The following is a 22,919-nucleotide window of genomic DNA, read 5'->3' as shown; positions in this document are numbered from 1 at the left end:
AAGGCCTACAGAGTCGTCTCCAAAAGTCTTAAGCGCCCATCGGAAGCGCCGGACAAATCACCTATTAATGCGCGGCCCCACCCTTGACCCCACTCGGCAATTTCTTGGTCAGCATCACCGCCACCATGCTGATGCCCAGTGCCAACCCGACAAAATGGAACGCGTCGTTATAGGCCATGATCGCCGCCTGCTGATGGGCGATTTCGCTGAGTTTGCCCAGCGCTGCCGTTTCATTGCCCAGTCGGTCGGTGAGTTGGGCCATGCGCTCGGCGACCTGAGGGTTGGCGGGGGAGATCGACTCACGGAGGTAGTCGAAGTAGGTCTTGGTCCGGGCGTCCAGCAGGGTGGCGAGCAGCGCAATTCCGATGGCGCCGCCGAGGTTGCGCAGGATGTTGAATAGGCTCGATGCAGACCCCGCGTCTTGCGGCTGGATGAACGCGGTGGCGATCAGCGAGATGGTGACCATGATCAGCGGCTGCCCCAGCGCGCGGACGATCTGGATGTGGTTGAACTGCGGCCCGGCGAAGTCCGGGTTGAGCACCCCTGAAGAAAAACTGGCGATGCCGAACAGGCCGAAACCGAGGGTGCAGAGCACTTTGGGCGGGATGATTTTCATCAGTTGGGGAACGAGGGGGATTAGGAACAACTGCGGCACGCCCATCCACATGATCACTTCGCCGATCTGCTGCGCGTTGTAGCCCTGAATCTGCGCGAGGTACAGCGGCAGCAGGTAGATCGAGCCGTACAGCCCGACGCCCATGCCGACGCTGGAAATGCTCGACAGGCCGAAGTTGCGGTTGCCGAGGATGCCCAGGTTGATCAGCGGCTTGGGTTTGGAGAACTGGATGATCACGAAGGTGATCAGGCTCAGCAACGCGACGCTGCCGAGGGTGACGATCAGGTTCGATTCCAGCCAGTCCTTGCGGTGGCCTTCTTCCAGGAACACTTGCAGGCACCCCAGTCCGACACCGAGGGTGACGATCCCCGCGTAGTCGGTGCTTTTGAGCAACTCCCAGTGCGGCGCCTTTTTCTCCAGGCCGTAGAGCAGCCCGGCGATCATCACCAGCCCTGGCGGAATGTTGATATAGAAGATGTATTCCCAGCCGAAGTTTTCCGTCAGCCAGCCGCCCAGTGTCGGGCCGATGGAAGGGGCGAAGGTCGCGGTCATGGCGAACAGCGCCATGCCTTTGGCCCGGTGGTGTTCCGGGAGTTTGATCAGGGTCAGGGTGAATGCCAGCGGGATCAGCGCGCCGCCCGTGAAGCCTTGCAGGGCGCGGAATACGATCATGCTTTCCAGGCTCCAGGCCATCGAGCACAGCAGCGACGAAATCAAAAAACCGAGCGACACCCACACCGCCAGCCTGCGTGCCGAGAGCAACTGCACCAACCACGCGGTCAGCGGGATCATGATGATTTCCGCCACCAGGTAGGACGTGGAAATCCACGAGCCTTCTTCCAGCGTGGCGGACAGCGCGCCCTGAATGTCCTTGAGCGAGGAGTTGGTGATCTGGATGTCCAGCACCGCCATGAACGCGCCGAGCATCACGCTCATCACCGCGATCCAGTCGCGCCGGGTCGGTTCGCCGACCGGGCGAATCAGCGCGTCACCGGCCACTGTGTGGGTCGTTTGCCGGTTTGATATTGACCGAGACCGTCACCGACATGCCCGGACGAATCTTGCCGTGCAACGGGTTGTCGGGCGCGAACGTCAGCTTCACCGGAATGCGCTGCACGACCTTGGTGAAGTTGCCGGTGGCGTTGTCCGGCGGCAGCAGGCTGAACTGCGCGCCCGAGGCGGCGAACAGGCTGTTGACCCGTCCCTGAATCGGCGTGCCGGGGAAGCTGTCGAACGTCAGCTCGGCGGACTGGCCCATCTCCATGTGCTCGATCTGGGTTTCCTTGAAGTTGGCCTGCACCCAGATGTCTTCGTCCGGCACGACCGACAGCAGGTACGCCCCGGCCTGCACGTATTGGCCATTGCGCGCCGCCCGCTGACCGATCAGGCCGCTGATGGGCGCGTGAATTTCCGTGCGTTGCAGGTTGATGTCGGCCTGGGACAGGTCGGCGCGGGCGGTGGCGATCTGCGCGTCCAGCCGTTTGATTTCAGCGGTCAGGGCGTTGACCTGCTGGCGCTGACTCTGGGCATCGGCTTGAGCTTTCGTGACCTGCGAACGGGCCACGTTGCTGTCGGCGGTCATGGTGGTGACCTGTGCCTCGGAGACGAACCCCGGCGTGCGCAATTTCTGCAACCGCGCGAGATCGAGCTGGGTGCGGCCCAGGGTCGCCTGATTGGCCTGGACTTGCGCGTCACTGGCGGCGATCAAGCTCGATTGCTGGGTCAATTTGCTCTGCGCCTGCACCCGCTCGGCTTCACGTGTGGCCAAAGTGGCCTTGGCGCGGTCGATGGCCAGACGAAAATCATCCGGCTCCAGCTTCACCAGCAACTGACCTTTCTCCACGTGCTGGTTGTCCTGCACCAACACCTCGCTGACCCGCGCGCCCAGCTGGCTGGACACTCGGGTGATCTCACCCTGCACGTAAGCGTTGTCGGTGGTTTCGTAGAAACGTCCTTTCAAGTACCACTGGGCGAAGAAGGCGAGGGCGATCAGCAGGACCACCCCGAAGAAGATGAACAGGCGGCGTTTGAGTTGGGCGGGCATGATCGTTCTGGGTTTTTAGAATGTAAGGAAATTTATCAGCTAACCGAGTCTGGCACCTAGCCATCGTTGCAATAATGACCCGAATTGATAATCGAGTATTCATTCCCTGGCGTAACGCCACGGCCTGACTATGCTGCATGCCCATCCCTCGAAATCCGGGCGCCTGCGCACCGACGCTGGAGCCGCGAGGGCCGTGCCTGTTAAGATTCGCGGCTTGTTCGACCTATCCGGAATTTTCCATGACCACCGTTCGCACCCGCATCGCGCCATCGCCCACCGGCGACCCCCACGTTGGCACGGCTTACATCGCACTCTTCAACTATTGCTTTGCCAAGCAGCATGGCGGCGAATTCATCCTGCGCATTGAAGACACCGATCAGCTGCGCTCGACCCGCGAGTCCGAACAACAGATTTTCGACGCCCTGCGCTGGCTCGGCATCGAGTGGAGCGAAGGCCCGGACGTCGGAGGTCCTCACGGCCCGTATCGCCAGAGCGAGCGGGGCGACATCTATAAGAAATACACCCAGCAACTGGTCGATGCCGGTCATGCCTTCCCATGCTTCTGCACCGCCGAAGAGCTGGATCAGATGCGTGCCGAGCAGATGGCCCGTGGCGAAACCCCGCGTTACGACGGTCGTGCGCTGCTGCTTTCCAAGGAGGAAGTCGAGCGCCGTCTGGCCGCAGGCGAACCCCATGTCATCCGCATGAAAGTGCCGAGCGAAGGCGTTTGCGTGGTGCCGGATATCTTGCGCGGCGAAGTCGAAATCCCGTGGGACCGCATGGACATGCAGGTCCTGATGAAGACCGACGGCCTGCCGACTTACTTCCTCGCCAACGTTGTCGATGACCACCTGATGGGCATCACCCACGTGCTGCGCGGCGAAGAATGGTTGCCATCGGCGCCGAAGCTGATCCTGCTGTATGAATACTTCGGCTGGGAAAAACCGGCGCTGTGCTACATGCCGCTGCTGCGTAACCCGGACAAGAGCAAGCTGTCCAAGCGCAAGAACCCGACCTCGGTGACGTTCTACGAGCGCATGGGCTTCATGCCTGAAGCGATGCTCAACTATCTGGGCCGCATGGGCTGGTCGATGCCGGATGAGCGCGAGAAGTTCTCGCTGCAGGAGATGGTCGAGCACTTCGACCTGAACCGCGTCTCTCTTGGCGGGCCGATTTTCGACATCGAGAAACTGTCTTGGCTCAACGGTCAATGGCTGCGCGAGCTGCCGGTCGAAGAATTTGCCGCCCGCGTGCAGAAGTGGGCGTTCAACAGCGACTACATGATGAAGATCGCGCCCCACGTGCAGGGCCGCGTCGAAACGTTCAGCCAGGTTGCGCCGCTGGGAGGATTTTTCTTTGCCGGTGGTGTGAACCCGGACCCGAAGCTGTTCGAGCACAAGAAGCTGTCGCCTGAGCAAGTGCGTCAGGTGCTGCAACTGATCCTCTGGAAGCTTGAGTCGCTGCGTCAGTGGGAAAAAGACACCATCACCGGCTGTATTCAGGCGGTGGTCGAACATTTGGAGCTCAAGCTGCGTGATGCCATGCCGCTGATGTTCGCGGCCATTACCGGTCAGGCGAACTCGGTCTCGGTGACCGATGCGATGGAAATCCTCGGCCCGGACCTGACCCGCTACCGTCTGCGTCAGGCGCTCGACCTGCTGGGCGGCGTGTCGAAGAAAGAAAACAAAGAGTGGGAAAAGCTGCTCGGCGCCATTGGCTGAGCGGCTCTCTGTCGTTGCGTGCCGCCTGAGTGCGGCATGCAGCGAGCGAAAGGTCGAGGTTTTCCGGGGGAGGGCGGTAAGTGATTGTTATCCCGGAAAATTCTTTTGAAATATGTTTAAAAAAAGTTTGACAGGTATTCGGGTCGCACTTAATATGCGCCCCGTCCACACGGCAACACAGAAACACGGCGGCAACGCAGTGTGATGTGACAGTGTAATGTGGGGCTATAGCTCAGCTGGGAGAGCGCCTGCATGGCATGCAGGAGGTCAGCGGTTCGATCCCGCTTAGCTCCACCAATTTAGAAGCTTCAAGGTCGGCTACACTGCCTTGGAGTTTGTACCGCAAGTCGGAACCAGCACCGATCAGGTACACAAAGGGTTACGTCCCCTTCGTCTAGTGGCCTAGGACACCGCCCTTTCACGGCGGTAACAGGGGTTCGAGTCCCCTAGGGGACGCCAGCTTTACCGAGTGACGCCGCAAGGTTGATCTCCGCCGCGAGGCGCTAAATCTGGGGCTATAGCTCAGCTGGGAGAGCGCCTGCATGGCATGCAGGAGGTCAGCGGTTCGATCCCGCTTAGCTCCACCAAATTTGCCAGGATTCGTTAGCGTATAATGACGGATTCGACTGAAGGTTTTGCGTCCCCTTCGTCTAGTGGCCTAGGACACCGCCCTTTCACGGCGGTAACAGGGGTTCGAGTCCCCTAGGGGACGCCACGATTTCTCGCTCTGCGAGACCAAGGGTCATTCGATTATTGAATGGCCCTTTTGTTTTTTTGGGGTTTTATTTTCCTTTCCTCGATCTCCTGATGCGGACACTGCTACTGAACCTGTGGGAGCGAATTCATCCGCGAATCAGCATTTCAGACGATGCATTCCCATCGGATGTACAGCCCTCTCGCGAATGAATTCGCTCCCACAGGCTTGGGCTCAGCGCATGGCGCCCTTGCCATCCCCCATGATGCGGATAATATTACTCCCATCATCCCGGAGGCGGACATGAACGACAAAAAAGCACAAACCCGTGAGCGCATTCTCCACGCGGCCAGTTCGGCGCTGATTGCTCGCGGCCCTGTGGAGCCCAGCGTCAATGAGATCATGGGCGCAGCCGGGTTGACGGTAGGCGGGTTCTACGCGCATTTCGACAGTAAGGAAGCCTTGATGCTGGAGGCGTTCAACCAATTGCTCGCCGAGCGCCGGGAGATGGTCGCGAAAATTGACGATCAGTTGCCAGGCGACGAGCGACGCGCCTTGCTTGCCGCTTTTTATCTGTCTCGCAAACACCGTGACGCCGAAGAGCACGCCTGTCCGCTGCCCACTGCAATTGGTGAGATGGCGCGGCTTTCGGACGATTTCCGGGGCGCGCTGTCCGAACACGTCGAGTTGATGGTCGCGCAGTTGGCCTCAAGTCCGGAAGAAACTGACAAGACCCTGGCCGATATCGCGCTGATGCTCGGCGGTCTGGCGCTGGCCCGCGCCTTGGGGCCGAATGAACTGTCCGATCGCGTCTTGCGGGCTGCCAAGTCGGCCATGCAGTGAGGCGTTCCTGACAGGTGCGAACCCTCTCTGATGCTTTTGGTTACACTGCCCCACGAACGTATTCATGAGGGGCAAGAACGAGCATGGTTTGGGATCTGGCAACGCCGTTCGTCATCGATCTGCACGTGAACGAGGACGACATCGATGGATTGGGGCACGCCAACAACGCTGTTTACGTCACTTGGCTGGAGCGTTGCGCGTGGCGCCATTCGCAACAGTTGGGATTGGACCTGACCGAGTACCGACGTCTGGACCGGGCGATGGCCGTGGTTCGGCACGAAATCGACTACTTGGCCAGCGCATATCAGGATGACGAACTGCAATTGGCGACCTGGATCGTCGATTGGGATCAGAAACTGAAGATGACCCGGCGCTTTCAACTCAAGCGACCCAGTGATGGCATCACGCTGCTGCGAGCGCAAACCACGTTCGTCTGCATCGAACTCTCGACCGGCAAACCGAAGCGGATGCCGAGCGAGTTCATCGAAGGCTACGCGCCCGCGCTGCCGGCAGACGTTTCCTGACGCGCGGCCCGTTCACAATCGGCACGCCTCTGAGTAAACTGCCGGACTTTTTTTCGAGTGTGACCCATGCAAATTGCTCTGGCACCCATGGAAGGCCTGGTCGATGACATTCTTCGCGATGTGCTGACGCAAGTCGGCGGCATCGATTGGTGCGTGACCGAATTCATCCGGGTGACCGAGCGTCTGTTGCCTGAGCATTACTTTCACAAACTCGCCTCCGAGTTGCTCAATGGCTCGAAGACCCGTGCGGGCGTGCCATTGCGGGTGCAATTGCTCGGCTCTGATCCGGTGTGTCTGGCCGAGAATGCCGCGTTTGCCGCCGAGCTGGGCGCGCCGGTCATCGACCTGAACTTCGGTTGCCCCGCCAAGACGGTGAACAAATCCCGAGGTGGCGCGGTGCTGCTGAAGGAGCCTGAATTGCTGCACTCGATCCTCGAACACGTGCGCCGTGCCGTGCCTGCGCACATTCCGGTGACAGCCAAGATGCGCCTGGGTTATGACAGCACCGAACCCGCGCTGGATTGCGCGCGGGCGCTGGAGGCGGGCGGCGCCGAGCACATCGTGGTTCACGCGCGGACCAAGGTGGACGGCTACAAGCCGCCTGCACATTGGGAGTGGATCGGCAAGATTCAGGACGTGGTGAAGATTCCAATCATTGCCAACGGCGAAATCTGGACCGTGGACGACTGGCGCCGTTGCCGGGAAATCTGTGGCGCCCGCGACATCATGATCGGTCGCGGCCTGGTGGCCCGTCCGGACTTGGGCCGTCAGATCGCGGCGGCGGAAGCAGGGCGGGAAGTCGTCGAGATGACCTGGCAGGAACTGCAACCCTTGATTCGCGAATTCTGGCTGCAAGCGCTGGCCAAAATGACCCGTGTTCAGGCGCCAGGCCGTCTCAAACAGTGGGTGGTGTTGCTGACCAAGAGCTACCCCGAGGCGACGGTGATGTTTGATTCGCTGCGGCGTGAGACTGATTGCGAGCGGATCAGCCAAATGCTGGGTGTGACCGAATCGGCCGCGGCCTGAAAAATTTTCCATAGCGACTCTTGAAACAGAAGTGACTGTCCTTATCTAAGGGTTACGCGATGCCGAAGTCGGGTCGCGGAGACAAACACTTGCTGATATTTCAGGAGATTCACATGACTACCGCATTTTCTCTGGCTCCACTGTTCCGTTCTTCCGTGGGCTTTGACCGTTTCAACGACCTGTTCGAATCGGCGGCCCGTAACGAATCGGCCAGCACTTACCCTCCCTACAACGTCGAGAAGCACGCTGACGACCAATACCGCATCGTCATCGCTGCGGCCGGTTTTCAGGAAGAAGACCTGGAGTTGCAGGTTGAGAAGGGTGTGCTGACCGTTACCGGCAGCAAGCGCGACAAGGCCGCCGAAGGCGTGACCTTCCTGCACCAGGGCATCGCCCAGCGCGCGTTCAAGCTGTCGTTCCGTCTGGCCGATCACATCGAAGTGCAGAACGCTGCACTGGCCAACGGCCTGCTGAACATCGACCTGCTGCGTCTGGTGCCTGAAGAGGCCAAGCCAAAACGCATCCAGATCAACGGCCAGAAAACCCTGGCGCATTGATTCGCAGTCGATAGCAAAAAGGCGTCCTTCGGGACGCCTTTTTTGCTGGCCCTGCATTTGTCTCCCACAGGTCATGCATCAGCCAAGGGAATCGGGGCTGTTTCATTGGTTTGTCCACGTAACAACGCCTCGAACCGCTCCAGAACCAGCGGCTCGCTGAACAGAAACCCTTGGTAAAACTGGCAATTCAACTGCGCCAGGAAGTCCAGTTGCTCCTGCTTTTCCACGCCTTCGGCAATGATCGCCAGATTGAGGCTCGCGGCCATGGCGATGATGGCGCGGACGATTTCGGCGTCGTTGGGGTCAGTAGTGGCGTCGCGAACAAAGGACTGATCGATTTTCAGCGCGTCCACTGGCAAGCGCTTGAGGTAAGTGAGTGACGAATACCCGGTGCCGAAATCGTCCATCGCAAAACTGATGCCCATGCGCTTGAGTTCCAGCATCTTGGCGATGGTGTCTTCGAGGTTCTGAATGACGATGCCCTCGGTGATTTCCAGTTTGAGCATGCAATGGGGCAGGCCGCAGGTGCGCAGGCAGCGCTCGACCCGGTCGACAAAATCCGCCTGACGAAACTGCCGGGGGCTGATGTTCACGCACAGGCTGAAATCGTTGCCGTCGATCAACCCCTTGCGCAGCAGTTCGCCGCCGGTCTTGCAGGCTTCTTCCAGAATCCAGTTGCCCACCTCCAGGATCATCCCGCTTTCTTCCATGACCTGAATGAACTGCTGCGGCGGCAGCTTTCCCAAACTCGGGTGCTGCCAGCGCAACAGGGCTTCGGCGCCGACGATACGGTTGCCACGAATGTCCACCTGAGGCTGATAGCTGAGGCTGAACTCGCCCCGGCTCAGGGCCAGGCGCAGATCGTTTTCCAGGCGCAGCCGATCACTGGCGGCTTTCTGCATCGTGCTGTGAAACAGCTGCGTGGCGTTGCGCCCGGAATCCTTCGCCCGGTACAGCGCAATGTCGGCGCGTTTGAGCAGGTCGGCCGGGGTCGAGCCATGATCGGGAATCAACGCGACGCCGATGCTGGGCGTGACTTGCAGCCGATGGCCGTCGAGAAACATCGGCTCGGCCAGCAGTTCGCGCAGGGTGTCGGCCAGCCCGCGCACCTGATCGATGACCTGCTCTTGCGAGCCTTCCAGGCCGCTGATCAGCACCACGAATTCATCGCCGCCCAGGCGCGCAACCGTGTCTTCAAACCGCACACTGGCTTCGAGCCGTGCGGTGACGATCTTCAGCACGCTGTCGCCGACCGGATGGCCGAGGGAGTCGTTGATGTGTTTGAAGTGGTCCAGGTCCAGAAACAGCAGGGCGCCGCGCAGGTCATGGCGCTTGAGCAAAGAAATCTGCTGGCTGAGGCGGTCCATCAACAGCGCGCGGTTGGGCAGGTTGGTCAGCGAATCGTGGTAGGCCAGGTGCTGAACCTGCGCCTGGGTGCTCTTGAGCAAACCGATGTCCCGGGCGGTGATCAGCAGGCATTGCATGCCGTCGAGCGTCAGCGGGTCGATGGACACGTCAACCGTGATGATGTCGCCGTTTTTGTTGCGGCCGAGCAGCTCGCGGTTGTGCACCTTGCCGTGTTCTTCCACGTCTTGGATCAGGCGCATGCGCTGGCTGATGTCGGCCATGATGACGAACTCGAACACCGTGTGGCCCAGTACTTCGCTGGCGCTGTAACCGGTCAGGCGGCAGAAGCCGTCGTTGACCTCCAGATACCGCCCGGTGGCCTTCTCGGTGATGATGATGGCGTCGGGGCTGGAGTGAAACGCCTTGGCGAACTTTTCCTCGCTGGCTTTCAGCGCCAGCTGGGCACGACGGTGCTCGGTGTTGTCGATGAACGTACTGAGAAGGTACAGACCGTCGGTGAGCTCGATCTTCTGGGTATGCAGCGTGCCATCGAGCGTGCGACCGTCACGTGCGTACCACTGGGTTTCGAGACTGGCCGGTTCGGTCGCGCCAAACGTCCGGTCCAGTGCGGTCTGCCGTTGCTTCGGGTCACGCCAGAGGCCGATGTCCAGTGTCGAACGCCCCACGCAGTCCGCCATGGGCCAGCCGAACGTGGACTCGAAATGGCGGTTGGCGTTGCAGATCAGGCCGTCTTCGAACCGTGTCAACAGCACCACATTGGGGCTCAGGTTGAACAGCGTTGCGAAATGTTTTTCCGATTCCTTTGCCGTCAGGGCCAGGCCGGTCGTGTGAAACGGTGCGCTGTCGGCGGTTGTGGGCATGTGATCACGAGCCTTCTAAGAATAAAGCTGGTATGTCGATCAATGAGCATCACTGCCCAGGAGCGTCCGCCTGAGCATCCAGCAGCGCCATGAACGCCCGGGCGGCGTTCGACAGCGTGCGTTCCGTGTGGACAATGTAGCCTAGCTGGCGGTGCAGCTGTATGCCCGGCAGCGGAATACGCGCCACTTGTTCGTCGAGCATGGTTCGGGGGAGCACACTCCATGCCAGCCCGATGGACACCATCATCTTGATCGTCTCCATATAGTTGGTGCTCATGGCGATGTTCGGTTTGAGGCCTTCCGCCTCGCACAACCCGCTGACGATGTGATGGGTGAAGGTATTGCCGCCGGGAAAGACTGCGGGATACGCCGCGATGTCGGCCAGTGTCACAGTGGGCATGTTGGCCAGCGGGTGTTCCGGAGCGGCGACGAAGTCCAGCGGATCGTTCCAGACTTGCACGGCCTTGACCAGCGAATGGGGTTCCGGGGCGAGGGTGATGACGGCCAGTTCGGCACGGCCGTGAAGAATCTCATCGTAGGCGACCTCGGAGTCGAGAAATTCGATGTCCAGCGCTACCTCGGGATAGGTGCGGGTGAAGGTCCTTAATAAGGAAGGCAGGCGGTGCAGGCCGATGTGGTGGCTGGTCGCCAGACTCAACCGGCCGCTGACTTCTCCGGTCAGGTTGGTCAGGGCGCGACGCGTGTCGTCCAGCACGTTCAGGATCTGATAAGCCCGAGGCAGCAGGGCGCGACCGGCTTCCGTCAGGCTGACTTCCCGGCCCAATCGGTCGAACAGGCGAACATTGAGCTGCTGTTCCAGACCGGCGATGCGCTTGCTGACCGCAGGTTGCGTCAGGTGCAAACGCTCCCCGGCGGCGGAGAAGCTCCCTGTTTCGGCAATGGCAATAAAGGCATTGAGGTTTGCCAAATCCATCTCGAATTCCTGTTGGTTATCCAAAGCATGAAAAATATGAATTTGAGTTATTTAAGCATATTCCATAGCATCTACCCCACAAGCCAAGGGGTCTTTGATGCGTCGCCGTGACGCAATGGCCCGCGGCATAGAAACAAGCTGATGAGGAAACCGTCTGATGGCCGGCAAAACGCTCTACGACAAGCTCTGGGATTCGCATTTGGTCAAGCAGCGCGACGATGGTTCGGCGCTGCTGTATATCGATCGTCACATCATTCACGAAGTGACGTCGCCACAGGCATTCGAGGGCTTGCGCCTGGCGGGCCGCAAACCATGGCGCATCGACGCCAACGTCGCGACCGTTGACCACAACGTGCCGACCACCCCGGACCGCAAGGACGGCGTTGACGCCATCGTCGATCAGGTGTCGCGTCTTCAGGTCAAGACCCTGGATGACAACTGCGACGAATACGGCATCACCGAATTCAAAATGAACGACGTGCGTCAGGGCATCGTTCACGTGATCGGCCCGGAGCAGGGCGCCACCTTGCCTGGCATGACCGTGGTCTGTGGCGACTCCCATACTTCGACCCATGGCGCGTTCGGCGCACTGGCTCACGGCATCGGCACCTCCGAGGTCGAGCACGTGCTCGCCACCCAGTGCCTGGTCGCCAAGAAAATGAAAAACATGCAGGTGAAGGTCGAAGGCAAACTGCCGTTCGCCGTCACCGCGAAGGACATCGTCCTTGCGGTCATCGGCAAGATCGGCACCGCCGGCGGTAACGGCCACGCCATCGAATTCGCGGGCAGCGCCATTCGCGACCTGTCCGTCGAAGGCCGCATGACCATCTGCAACATGTCCATCGAGGCGGGCGCGCGCGTCGGTCTGGTGGCCACAGACGAAAAGACCATTGCCTACGTCAAGGGTCGCCCGTTCGCACCGACTGCCGAGCAATGGGATGCTGCCGTCGAGGCGTGGAAAGACCTGGTGTCTGACGACGACGCGGTGTTCGACACCGTGGTCGAGCTGGACGCTGCGCAGATCAAGCCGCAAGTCAGCTGGGGTACCTCGCCGGAAATGGTCCTCGCGGTCGATCAGAATGTGCCTGATCCGGCGCAGGAAACCGATCTGGTCAAGCGTGGCTCCATCGAGCGCGCGCTGAAATACATGGGCCTGAAGGCCAATCAGGCGATCACCGACATTCAGCTGGATCGTGTGTTCATCGGTTCCTGCACCAACTCGCGGATCGAAGATTTGCGCGCCGCAGCCGACATCGCCAAAGGCCGCAAAGTGGCGTCCACCATCAAGCAGGCGATCGTGGTGCCGGGTTCGGGTCTGGTAAAAGCCCAGGCCGAGAAGGAAGGGCTGGACAAGGTCTTCATCGAGGCCGGTTTCGAATGGCGTGAGCCAGGGTGCTCCATGTGTCTGGCGATGAACCCGGATCGCCTGGAGAGCGGCGAGCATTGCGCGTCCACCTCCAACCGTAACTTCGAAGGCCGTCAGGGTGCGGGTGGTCGCACCCACCTGGTGAGCCCGGCGATGGCAGCTGCTGCAGCGGTCAATGGCCGTTTCGTCGACGTTCGCACCCTGAGCCAGCACTAAGGAGCCCCGCATGAAGCCTTTTACTCAACACACCGGGTTGGTCGCTCCGCTGGACCGCGCCAACGTCGACACTGACCAGATCATTCCCAAGCAGTTCTTGAAGTCGATCCGTCGCACCGGCTTCGGTCCGAACCTGTTCGACGAGTGGCGTTATCTGGACGTGGGTCAGCCGTACCAGGACAACTCCAAGCGTCCGCTGAACAAGGATTTCGTCCTCAACCACGAACGTTACCAAGGCGCCAGCGTGTTGCTGGCCCGTGAGAACTTCGGCTGCGGTTCGAGCCGCGAACACGCGCCGTGGGCCCTGGAAGAGTACGGTTTTCGCAGCATCATCGCGCCGAGCTACGCCGACATCTTCTTCAACAACAGCTTCAAGAACGGCCTGTTGCCAATCATCCTGAGCGAAAGCGAAGTCGATGAACTGTTCAAGGCCGTGGAAGCCAAGCCGGGCTACCAGTTGAAAGTGGACCTCGCCGCGCAGACCGTTACGGCGGAAAGTGGCAAGGTGTACAACTTCGAGATCGACGCCTTTCGCAAGCACTGCCTGCTGAACGGCCTGGACGACATCGGCCTGACGCTGGTGGACGGCGATGCGATTGCTGCGTTCGAAGGCAAGCACCGCGCGTCGCAGCCTTGGCTCTTCCGTTAAGAAGCAGCTGCGAGCTGTAAGCTTCAAGCGACAAGCTGGACGTGGCGCGACTGCTTTTTCTTGCAGCTTGCAGCCCGAAACTTGTTGCTCCTGAGTCGGCCCCGCAGCAGGGGCCGACCGCCATTTTGAAACGAGGGTTCTATGAGCAAGCAGATTCTGATTCTCCCCGGTGACGGCATTGGTCCTGAAATCATGACCGAAGCGGTCAAGGTGCTGGAGCTGGCCAGCGAGAAGTATCAGTTGGGTTTCGAACTGAGCCACGACGTCATCGGTGGCGCGGCGATCGACAAGCACGGCGTGCCACTGGCCGACGAAACGCTGGACCGTGCCCGTGCGGCCGACGCGGTGTTGCTGGGCGCGGTGGGCGGCCCAAAATGGGACGCGATCGAGCGTGACATTCGCCCGGAGCGCGGCCTGCTGAAAATCCGTTCGCAACTGGGTCTGTTTGCCAACCTGCGTCCTGCGATCCTCTACCCGCAACTGGCCGACGCTTCCAGCCTCAAGCCGGAAATCGTCGCAGGCCTGGACATTCTCATCGTTCGCGAGCTGACCGGCGGTATCTACTTCGGCGCGCCACGGGGCACCCGCGAGCTGGAAAACGGCGAGCGCCAGTCTTACGATACGCTGCCGTACAGCGAGAGCGAGATCCGCCGTATCGCCCGTGTCGGCTTCGACATGGCCCGCGTGCGTGGCAAGAAGCTGTGCTCAGTGGACAAGGCCAACGTTCTGGCCTCCAGCCAGCTGTGGCGTGAAGTGGTCGAGCAGGTGGCCAAGGATTACCCGGATGTCGAGCTGAGCCACATGTACGTGGACAATGCGGCGATGCAACTGGTCCGCGCACCGAAGCAGTTCGACGTGATGGTCACCGACAACATGTTCGGAGACATCCTGTCCGACGAAGCGTCGATGCTCACTGGCTCCATTGGCATGCTGCCGTCGGCGTCGCTGGATTCGAACAACAAGGGCATGTACGAGCCTTGCCACGGTTCGGCGCCGGACATTGCGGGCAAAGGCGTTGCCAACCCGTTGGCGACCATCCTTTCGGTGTCGATGATGCTGCGTTACAGCTTCAACGAACACACGGCGGCGGACGCTATCGAGAAGGCCGTGAGCCTGGTCCTCGACCAAGGCCTGCGCACCGGTGACATCTGGTCCGAAGGCAATGCCAAAGTCGGTACGCAGGAAATGGGTGACGCCGTAGTCGCCGCGCTGCGCAATCTGTAATATCTCGGGCCCGCTTCTGCAAGATCGAGTCGAAGAGACTCTCGAACAGAGCAGGGCCCCACTTTTAATGAAGGTGTAGTTGCGATGAAACGTGTAGGTCTGGTCGGTTGGCGCGGCATGGTGGGTTCCGTGCTCATGCAGCGAATGCTGGAAGAGCAGGATTTCGATCTCATTGAGCCGGTTTTTTTCACCACCTCCAACGTCGGCGGACAAGGTCCGTCGGTGGGCAAGGACATTGCGCCGTTGAAAGATGCGTACAGCATCGACGAGCTCAAGACCCTTGACGTGGTGCTGACTTGCCAGGGCGGCGACTACACCAACGAGGTGTTCCCGAAGCTGCGCGAAGCGGGCTGGCAGGGTTACTGGATCGACGCGGCTTCGTCCCTGCGCATGCAGGACGACGCGGTGATCATCCTCGACCCGGTCAACCGCAAGGTCATCGACCAGCAGCTGGACGCGGGCACCAAGAACTATATTGGTGGCAACTGCACCGTCAGCCTGATGCTGATGGGGCTGGGCGGTCTGTTCGAGGCCGGTCTGGTCGAGTGGATGAACGTGATGACCTATCAGGCGGCCTCGGGCGCCGGCGCGCAGAACATGCGCGAGCTGATCAAGCAGATGGGCACCATCAACGCAGCGGTCGCCGATGATCTGGCGAACCCTGCCAGCGCGATTCTGGACATCGACCGCAAAGTGGCCGAGGCCATGCGCAGCGACGCGTTCCCGACCGAGAACTTCGGCGTGCCGCTGGCGGGTAGCCTGATCCCGTGGATCGACAAGGAACTGCCGAACGGTCAGAGCCGCGAAGAGTGGAAAGGGCAGGCAGAGACCAACAAGATTCTGGGTCGCTTCAACCGTCCAATCCCGGTCGATGGCATCTGCGTGCGCATCGGTGCGATGCGTTGCCACAGCCAGGCGCTGACCATCAAGCTGAACAAGGACGTGCCGATTGCCGACATCGAAGGCATGATCAGCCAGCACAACCCGTGGGTGAAGTTGGTGCCGAACACTCGGGAGGCAAGCATTCAGGAGCTGAGCCCGACGTCGGTGACCGGTACGCTCAACATTCCGGTTGGCCGTCTGCGCAAGCTGAACATGGGTTCTCAATACCTGGGCGCGTTTACCGTGGGCGACCAACTGCTGTGGGGCGCGGCCGAACCGCTGCGTCGCATGCTGCGGATTCTGCTGGAGCGTTGATTCGACGCGTTGGTCGAACGCAAAAAAACCGCCTTTAGGGGCGGTTTTTTTATGGGCGTTCGCGAGAATTAAGGCACACCGCAGATCTCCTGTAGGAGCGAATTCATTCGCGATGGGCCGTACATCCGACACATTTCTACCGGCTGTACTGAAGTCTCGCGAATGAATTCGCTCCTACAGGGGCAGGGCCTACGCCTTCAAGCCCCTTCAACCGGCGGATCATCCTTGCGCCGACGCATCAACGTCCGGTGTTTCCAATGCTTGCCAAACCGGATTCCCGGGGCTTCGATATAGCAGTGTGTGAGCCTCGAGACCACGACCACCGCCACCACCACAAAGAGCATCAGCAAGTTATCGTTCAGCGCACTGCCAGTACTCAAATACCGCACCATCGTCCCGGTCGCTTCACTTGGTTTGTCCACCAGTAACCCATACCCGCTGAATTTCGCCACGACGGTCAGTGCAGTCGCCAGCACGAAAATCACTGCCGCGTGGGTCAGGTAAATCGACAGCCACAATTTCCCCAGCGCCGGAAATGGCCTGAACGAGAGTGCTCGTGAGATGAGGCCCGCTTCAAACGCGAAGATCAGAATCGCCAGGCAGAACAACAGCCCCAGTTCCACGGTGAGCGGCAGCTCGCCCTCGGTCATGACCCAGTAAATGGCGCCTAATACCGCCGCTTCCAGCAGCGTCCCGATCACCGGGCCCGGCATCGAATCCCGCACCCGCGCGTAAATCCGGTAGGTGATTGCCCCTGCGAAGAAACAGGAAATGCCCCACAACACATTGTGCGGAATCGGACTGAAGTCCTTGTACAGCGCGATAAACGCCAACACGCACAGCAACGTGATCAGCTTGCGTGCGAGGCGGGGGAGTGCGAACAGGATCAGCGCGAAGGTCATCCAGACGTAGAACTCCACGCTGATGAACCACGATGGGTAGTTGAACGACAGTGCGTTAAACCCCGGCCACCATGCCTGAATCAACAGCAGGTTGGGCAGGATTTCCCCTGGCGAACGGTCACCGCTGAAGGCCGGGTAGTTCAACGACAACCCGCGTCGTTCAAGCACCCATTTCAGGCATTCGAAGCCGATGAAAAACAACAGCACCGCGACATGCATCGGCACCACCCGACAGGCGCGGGTCACCATGAATTCACTCACATGGCGGGGTGTGTGCAGGTGGTCGCTGTAGCGCCGGTAGATCAGAAACCCGCTGAGAGCGAAGAAAAATCCCACGAACTGGCTGACATTTCGGAAGAACGTCAGCTCGGTGATGCTGCGTTCGATGTGCGAGTGATGGACGATAAAAGCCAATGCGCAGAGGCCGCGAAAGCTGTCGAGCACGAGGAAACGCTTCATCTGACGGGTCCTTTTGTAGATGAGTGTAGAAGGTGGACGGCAATGCGGGCAGCGCAGGCGTGCGCGTCCGAGCCCCCGGAAACGGGGGAGGTAAAAAACAAACGGAGAAGTTACCACCTCGGCGCGAACGGCCGATGAGCGGGGGAACGAATACGGGAGTCGATCCCGCGAAGTCGGCAGTATGCCCCAGTCGTTGGGGACCGCACCAGACCGCTCGGCTCGGCAGGATCAACATTCGTCGCCAAACGTACTGAGGCTTTTTAATCCCACAATATGGGACTGTAATTTACATATTGAGATAATCCCGTTTTGAGGTTTATAGTTCGCTTCGCATTCACTCATTAATAACAATCAGGTGAAGCCATGCAGGCGCAATTGATCGCGCTCGATTGGGGAACGACGTCCCTTCGTGCGTATCGACTCGGCGAACACGGTCGGGTTCTGGAACATCGCTCGCTCAGCGCGGGCATCATGCAATTGCCGTCCGAGCCTCGGCCGATCGCAGGGCAACTGTGCAGTGACGGCTTCGAACTGGCCTTCGACGAAGCTTGTGGCGACTGGCTCGACGCTGAACCCCACTTGCCCGTGATCGCGTGCGGGATGGTCGGCAGTGCGCAGGGCTGGCGCGAAGCGGTGTATCAGGAAACCCCCGCCAGCGTCAGGGCCTTGAGCGATGCGTTGGTGACCGTTCGCAGTGCGCGCGGGGTCGACGTCCACATCGTGCCGGGGGTTTTGCAGCGCTCGGCCCTGCCCAATGTCATGCGTGGCGAAGAAACTCAGGTCCTTGGCATTCTCGACTCGCTCCCTGCCGCCGACGCCCGCCAATCGTTGTTGATCGGCCTGCCTGGCAGCCACTCGAAGTGGGTGAGGGCGGTGGACGGCTGCATCGTGCATTTCGACACGTTCATGACCGGCGAGGTCTATGCCGCGCTGTCTGCTCACACCATCCTGGGTCGCACGATGCAGCGCAGCGAGGCGTTCGATGTCGCCGCCTTTGATCGCGGGGTGGCTGTATCGCTCTCGCCCGAAGGCGCTGCGGGGCTACTGTCCACCATCTTCAGCACGCGGACCCTGGGTCTGACCGGTGCACTCGGTGGCGCTTCACAACCCGATTACCTCTCCGGCCTGCTCATCGGCCACGAAATCGTTGCCTTGACGCACCTGCTGAAACACACCGAAACCCCGTTGCCCTCGGTGATTCTGATCGGCAGCGGCGCGTTGCTCGAACGCTATCAACGTGCGCTGGACGCCAACGGCTTCCCCCACGTGACCTTCGCCGAACAGGCCACCGAACGCGGCCTGTGGCAGGTCGCAGTGCAAGCCGGTCTGACGACTTCTCTTTCTACGGCCGCTCCCCGGCCCCTCCACGTGGAGAACTGACATGCTCAAGCAAGCCCTCGCGCAAAACGGCCTGGTGGCGATCCTTCGCGGCCTGCGCCCTGAAGAAGCTCCGGCCATCGGCGACGTCCTGTATGCCGCCGGATTCCGCGTCATTGAAGTGCCGCTCAATTCCCCGCAGCCGTACGACAGCATCCGCTTGCTGCGTCAGCGTCTTCCTGCCGACTGCCTGATCGGCGCGGGCACGGTATTGACCGCGGGGCACGTGCGTCAGGTGAAAGAGGCGGGCGGCCAAGTCATCGTCATGCCTCACAGTGATCCTGACGTGCTGCGCGCCGCCAAGGCCGAAGGCCTGCTGTTGTCGCCGGGTGTGGCGACGCCGACCGAGGCGTTCGCCGCGCTGGCCAATGGCGCCGACGTGCTGAAACTGTTTCCTGCCGAACAAATGGGGCCCGCCGTGGTAAAGGCCTGGCTGGCGGTGCTGCCTGCGGGAACGATTCTGCTGCCGGTGGGCGGCATCACGCCGGACAACATGAAGGTGTTTCTGGACGCCGGTGTGCGAGGCTTTGGCCTGGGTTCGGGCCTGTTCAAACCGGGCATGAGCGCCGACGACGTCGCGGAGCGAGCCAAGGCGTATGTGGAGGCTTGGAATCAGGCGCGTCCGTCGAAAGATCAATAACCCTGAGATTTATGCGGCCGTCCCGGACGTGCCTTTAGAACAAAACGCCTTCGAACACGCGTCTTCGAATAAGCAGCTTCGAATAAGAGAGAACCGAGATGAAAATCACCAAACTCACGACCTTCATCGTCCCGCCGCGCTGGTGCTTCCTCAAAGTGGAAACCGATCAGGGCGTGACCGGTTGGGGCGAACCCGTGGTCGAAGGCCGTGCTCACACGGTGGCCGCAGCGGTTGAGGAATTGTCCGACTACCTGATCGGAAAAGACCCGCGCAACATTGAGGACATCTGGACCGTGCTGTATCGCGGCGGCTTCTATCGCGGCGGCGCCATTCATATGAGTGCGCTGGCCGGGATCGACCAGGCGCTGTGGGACATCAAAGGGAAAGCACTGGGCGTCTCGGTCAGCGACCTGCTGGGCGGCCAGGTGCGCGACAAGATCCGCGTCTATTCGTGGATCGGCGGCGACCGGCCTGCTGACACTGCACGCGCGGCAAAAGAAGCCGTTTCCCGTGGCTTCACCGCCGTGAAAATGAACGGCACTGAAGAGCTGCAATTCCTCGACACCTTCGAGAAGGTTGATCTGGCCTTGGCCAATGTCGCCGCCGTGCGTGATGCCGTCGGCCCGAACGTCGGCATTGGCGTGGATTTCCATGGCCGGGTGCACAAGCCCATGGCCAAAGTGCTGATGAAGGAACTGGACCCGTACAAGCTGATGTTTATCGAAGAGCCGGTGCTCAGCGAGAACTACGAAGCGCTGAAAGAACTGGCGCCGCTGACCAGCACGCCGATTGCGCTGGGGGAGCGGCTGTTCTCCCGCTGGGACTTCAAGCGCGTGTTGAGCGAAGGCTACGTCGACATCATCCAGCCGGACGCGTCCCACGCCGGTGGCATCACCGAAACCCGCAAGATCGCCAACATGGCCGAAGCCTACGACGTGGCGCTGGCCCTGCATTGCCCGCTGGGGCCGATTGCGCTGGCAGCGTGCCTGCAACTGGACGCGGCCTGCTACAACGCGTTCATTCAGGAGCAGAGCCTGGGCATTCACTACAACGAGAGCAATGACCTGCTCGACTACATCAAGAACCCTGAGGTCTTCGATTACGACAAGGGCGTGGTGAAAATCCCGAACGGCCCGGGCCTGGGGATCGAGATCAACGAGGAATACGTCAAGGAACGCGCCGCCATCGGCCACCGCTGGCGCAACCCGATCTGGCGCCACGCCGATGGCAGTTTTGCCGAGTGGTGATTCGGGCCTGATCGCTGATCGTTCCTACGCAGCGCGTGGGAACGATCTGTTCCAAAAAAACACACGACCTCAGACAACCATAAAAAGAGGCACTCCCCATGCGCACACAGACCTTGCCGGAGGCGCGGGCGATCACGGCCACGCCGACCCGCAAACGCTTTTTCATCATGGTGCTGCTGTTCATCACCGTGGTGATCAATTACCTCGACCGCAGCAACCTGTCTATCGCCGCTCCTGCACTGACCAGCGAACTGGGCATCGATCCGGTCCACGTCGGTCTGGTGTTCTCGGCCTTCGGTTGGACCTACGCGGCCATGCAATTGCCCGGCGGCTGGCTGGTGGACCGGGTGCCGCCGCGCATTCTCTATACCGTGGCGCTGGCCCTGTGGTCCGTCGCCACCATTTTCCTCGGCTTCGTTGGCAGCTTCGTTGGCCTGTTCGTGCTGCGCATGGCCGTGGGCGCGCTGGAAGCCCCGGCTTATCCGATCAACAGCCGCGTGGTCACCGCATGGTTTCCTGAAAAAGAACGCGCCACAGCGGTTGGCTTCTACACCTCCGGCCAGTTCGTCGGCCTGGCGTTTCTCACCCCGGTACTGGCCTGGCTGCAAGCCACGTTTGGTTGGCACATGGTGTTTGTCGCGACCGGTGGCGTGGGCGTGATCTGGGCGGCGATCTGGTACATGGTCTATCGCGAGCCCCGCGATTTCAAAGGCGTGAATCAGGGCGAAATCGACCTGATCAAAGAGGGCGGTGGTCTGGTGGACATTCAGACCGACACCGATAAAGCCAAAAGCGGTTTCAGTTGGGGCGACCTCGGCATCGTCCTCAGCAAACGCAAACTGTGGGGCATTTACCTGGGGCAGTTCTGCCTCAACTCGACACTGTGGTTCTTCCTCACCTGGTTCCCCACCTATCTCGTGAAATACCGTGGCATGGACTTCATCAAGTCCGGCCTGCTGGCCTCGCTGCCGTTTCTTGCGGCATTCGTGGGTGTGCTGTGCTCAGGGTTCTTTTCGGACTGGTTGATCCGTCGCGGCCACACCGTGGGTTTTGCCCGCAAGCTGCCAATCATCGCCGGCTTGCTGATCTCCACCTCAATCATCGGCGCCAACTACGTTGAATCGACGCCATTGGTCATCGCGTTCCTGGCGTTGGCGTTTTTCGGCAATGGTCTGGCGTCGATCACGTGGTCGCTGGTTTCGACCCTGGCCCCGGCGCGCTTGCTGGGCTTGACCGGCGGCACGTTCAACCTAATCGGCAACCTGGCAGCCATTGCGACACCCATCGTGATCGGCTTCCTCGCGTCGGGCGATTCGTTCGCCCCGGCGATCACCTACATCGCCGTGCTGGCATTGTTGGGGGCGTTGTCCTACATCCTGTTGGTGGGCAAGGTCGAGCGGATCGAGCTGTAACCCTTGGACTGACCTGCGCTGGCGACGATAATGCCGCCAGCTCTCCGATTCGATAAGGCGCGATATGCACGATTCTTCCGACACCGCAGGCGCGGCTGGCAAAGACGCCGCCCCCACCGGCACGCAAACTTTGTTGCGCGGGCTGGGCGTGGTGCAAGCCGTGGCCAGCGGCGCGCGCGACCTCAAGGAAATTGCCCGGCTGATCGGCACCACCCGCAGCACGACTCACCGCTTGGCCAGTTGCCTCGTGGAAGAACGCTATCTGCGGGTCTTGCCGCAAATGGGTTATGTGTTAGGGCCAAAGCTGATAGAGCTGGGGTTTCAGGCGCGGGAAGAGCTGCCATTGCCTGCGTTGGCGCGACCCTTTCTGGATGAGCTGTCGGCGCTGACCGGTGATACCGTGCACTTGGCGATCCGCGAAGGCGACGAGGTGCTGTACCTGCACAAGAATCCCGGCCGCAATGGGCCAGAGATGCGTTCGCGGGTGGGACATCGCATGCCGCTGGCGCGCACAGGCATCGGCAAGGCGTTGCTGCTGGACAGTCCGGAAAGCGAGTGGCAGCGGCTGTACGACGTCAGTGTGCCGGAGGTGGCGAAGAACCCGCTGTGGCCCGCGCATCAGGAACAGACCTGGGTGCAGGTGCGCGAACGGATGCACGAATACGTGAAGGGCGGGTATGCGTTCGATCTTGAAGACAACGAACCGTCGATTCGTTGTGTGGCTGCACCGGTTCGCGATGCCAGTAAACACATTGTTGCCGGGATCAGCATCGCCAGCACTGTGCCGTACATGCCACTGGAAAAGATGGCCGAGCTGGTGCCGGTGATCAAGGAAGTGGCGGCACGGTTGTCGGCGGAGTTGGGCGGGTGATCGATCTGTCTGACGCAACGCCTGACCTGTGGGAGTGAGCTTGCTCGCGATAGCGGCCTTCCATTCGTCTCAATAGGCGACTGTTACACCGCTATCGCGAGCAAGCTCACTCCTACAGTGATCGCGTCGTATGATTGTTCCCACGCAGCGCGCGGGGAACGATCATGTGGAG

At 60.6% G+C, this 22,919-nt stretch carries 18 protein-coding genes, 4 tRNA genes and 1 pseudogene; 18 read left to right on the top strand and 5 right to left on the bottom strand.

What is annotated here, in order from left to right; all coding sequences use genetic code 11:
* Positions 1-64: 64 nt before the first annotated feature.
* Positions 65-1,555, bottom strand: coding sequence for an MDR family MFS transporter (locus tag AAEO81_RS20685; protein WP_341964582.1), 1,491 nt, complete (start codon positions 1,553-1,555; stop codon positions 65-67).
* Between the two features lie 49 nt (positions 1,556-1,604).
* Positions 1,605-2,660, bottom strand: coding sequence for an HlyD family secretion protein (locus AAEO81_RS20680; protein WP_341958803.1), 1,056 nt, complete (start codon positions 2,658-2,660; stop codon positions 1,605-1,607).
* 239 nt (positions 2,661-2,899) lie between these two features.
* On the opposite strand from AAEO81_RS20680, the gene gltX reads away from it, so the two are divergent.
* The 9 genes from gltX to AAEO81_RS20635 all read left to right on the top strand — a co-directional run bounded on the left by gltX (position 2,900) and on the right by AAEO81_RS20635 (position 8,025).
* The gene (gltX, locus tag AAEO81_RS20675) at positions 2,900-4,381 is read left to right on the top strand and encodes a glutamate--tRNA ligase (RefSeq protein ID WP_166598337.1); all 1,482 of its coding nucleotides are present in this window, start codon (positions 2,900-2,902) and stop codon (positions 4,379-4,381) included.
* 221 nt (positions 4,382-4,602) lie between these two features.
* Positions 4,603-4,678: transfer RNA gene (locus tag AAEO81_RS20670), tRNA-Ala, on the top strand.
* An 86-nt stretch (positions 4,679-4,764) separates the two neighbouring features.
* Positions 4,765-4,840, top strand: a tRNA-Glu gene (locus AAEO81_RS20665).
* A 52-nt stretch (positions 4,841-4,892) separates the two neighbouring features.
* A tRNA-Ala gene (locus tag AAEO81_RS20660) sits at positions 4,893-4,968 on the top strand.
* A gap of 52 nt (positions 4,969-5,020) precedes the next feature.
* Positions 5,021-5,096: transfer RNA gene (locus AAEO81_RS20655), tRNA-Glu, on the top strand.
* A 282-nt stretch (positions 5,097-5,378) separates the two neighbouring features.
* The gene (locus AAEO81_RS20650) at positions 5,379-5,918 is read left to right on the top strand and encodes a TetR/AcrR family transcriptional regulator (RefSeq protein WP_341958802.1); all 540 of its coding nucleotides are present in this window, start codon (positions 5,379-5,381) and stop codon (positions 5,916-5,918) included.
* A gap of 83 nt (positions 5,919-6,001) precedes the next feature.
* Entirely contained in the window at positions 6,002-6,442 is a 441-nt protein-coding gene (locus AAEO81_RS20645) for a thioesterase family protein (RefSeq protein WP_341958801.1), read from the top strand.
* 66 nt (positions 6,443-6,508) lie between these two features.
* Positions 6,509-7,468: a tRNA-dihydrouridine synthase family protein gene (locus AAEO81_RS20640; protein ID WP_341958800.1), complete on the top strand. Its 960-nt coding sequence runs from the start codon at positions 6,509-6,511 to the stop codon at positions 7,466-7,468.
* Between the two features lie 113 nt (positions 7,469-7,581).
* A complete protein-coding gene (locus AAEO81_RS20635) occupies positions 7,582-8,025 on the top strand; it encodes an Hsp20 family protein (RefSeq protein WP_166598511.1) in 444 nt (147 codons plus the stop codon).
* 71 nt (positions 8,026-8,096) lie between these two features.
* Here the strand turns inward: AAEO81_RS20635 and AAEO81_RS20630 are convergent.
* Positions 8,097-10,190, bottom strand: a pseudogene (locus AAEO81_RS20630) (bifunctional diguanylate cyclase/phosphodiesterase); the annotation flags it as partial.
* Positions 10,191-10,302: 112 nt separating this feature from the next.
* Positions 10,303-11,187, bottom strand: a complete 885-nt coding sequence (locus AAEO81_RS20625; RefSeq protein ID WP_166598513.1) for a LysR family transcriptional regulator — start codon at positions 11,185-11,187, stop codon at positions 10,303-10,305.
* 157 nt (positions 11,188-11,344) lie between these two features.
* On the opposite strand from AAEO81_RS20625, the gene leuC reads away from it, so the two are divergent.
* The 4 genes from leuC (at position 11,345) to asd (ending at position 15,839) form a co-directional block, all read left to right on the top strand.
* A complete protein-coding gene (leuC, locus tag AAEO81_RS20620; RefSeq protein WP_341958799.1) occupies positions 11,345-12,769 on the top strand; it encodes a 3-isopropylmalate dehydratase large subunit in 1,425 nt (474 codons plus the stop codon).
* 10 nt (positions 12,770-12,779) lie between these two features.
* A complete protein-coding gene (gene leuD / locus AAEO81_RS20615) occupies positions 12,780-13,418 on the top strand; it encodes a 3-isopropylmalate dehydratase small subunit (RefSeq protein ID WP_341958798.1) in 639 nt (212 codons plus the stop codon).
* A gap of 141 nt (positions 13,419-13,559) precedes the next feature.
* Positions 13,560-14,642, top strand: coding sequence for a 3-isopropylmalate dehydrogenase (gene leuB / locus AAEO81_RS20610; protein ID WP_341958797.1), 1,083 nt, complete (start codon positions 13,560-13,562; stop codon positions 14,640-14,642).
* 84 nt (positions 14,643-14,726) lie between these two features.
* Positions 14,727-15,839 (top strand): aspartate-semialdehyde dehydrogenase, encoded by a 1,113-nt coding sequence (asd, locus tag AAEO81_RS20605; protein WP_341958796.1) that lies wholly within the window; start codon positions 14,727-14,729, stop codon positions 15,837-15,839.
* Positions 15,840-16,036: 197 nt separating this feature from the next.
* Here the strand turns inward: asd and AAEO81_RS20600 are convergent, their stop codons facing one another.
* Positions 16,037-17,200 carry an acyltransferase gene (locus tag AAEO81_RS20600; RefSeq protein WP_341958795.1) on the bottom strand — a complete coding sequence of 388 codons (1,164 nt, stop codon included), beginning with the start codon at positions 17,198-17,200 and terminating at the stop codon, positions 16,037-16,039.
* 363 nt (positions 17,201-17,563) lie between these two features.
* On the opposite strand from AAEO81_RS20600, the gene AAEO81_RS20595 reads away from it, so the two are divergent.
* From AAEO81_RS20595 to AAEO81_RS20575, 5 genes are all read left to right on the top strand, one after another.
* Positions 17,564-18,580 (top strand): 2-dehydro-3-deoxygalactonokinase, encoded by a 1,017-nt coding sequence (locus AAEO81_RS20595; RefSeq protein ID WP_341958794.1) that lies wholly within the window; start codon positions 17,564-17,566, stop codon positions 18,578-18,580.
* A gap of 1 nt (position 18,581) precedes the next feature.
* Entirely contained in the window at positions 18,582-19,217 is a 636-nt protein-coding gene (locus tag AAEO81_RS20590) for a 2-dehydro-3-deoxy-6-phosphogalactonate aldolase (RefSeq protein ID WP_341958793.1), read from the top strand.
* Positions 19,218-19,315: 98 nt separating this feature from the next.
* On the top strand, positions 19,316-20,464 hold the full coding sequence (dgoD, locus tag AAEO81_RS20585; RefSeq protein ID WP_341958791.1) for a galactonate dehydratase: 1,149 nt from the start codon (positions 19,316-19,318) through the stop codon (positions 20,462-20,464).
* Positions 20,465-20,562: 98 nt separating this feature from the next.
* A complete protein-coding gene (locus tag AAEO81_RS20580) occupies positions 20,563-21,876 on the top strand; it encodes an MFS transporter (protein WP_341958790.1) in 1,314 nt (437 codons plus the stop codon).
* Between the two features lie 64 nt (positions 21,877-21,940).
* On the top strand, positions 21,941-22,747 hold the full coding sequence (locus AAEO81_RS20575) for an IclR family transcriptional regulator (RefSeq protein ID WP_166598522.1): 807 nt from the start codon (positions 21,941-21,943) through the stop codon (positions 22,745-22,747).
* Positions 22,748-22,919 lie beyond the last annotated feature (172 nt).

It is taken from the genome of Pseudomonas sp. RC10 (assembly GCF_038397775.1).
Lineage (GTDB): Bacteria > Pseudomonadota > Gammaproteobacteria > Pseudomonadales > Pseudomonadaceae > Aquipseudomonas > Aquipseudomonas bambusae.
The sequence above is the reverse complement of the archived record's forward strand: the minus strand, read 5'-3'. Positions and strand labels throughout refer to the sequence as shown.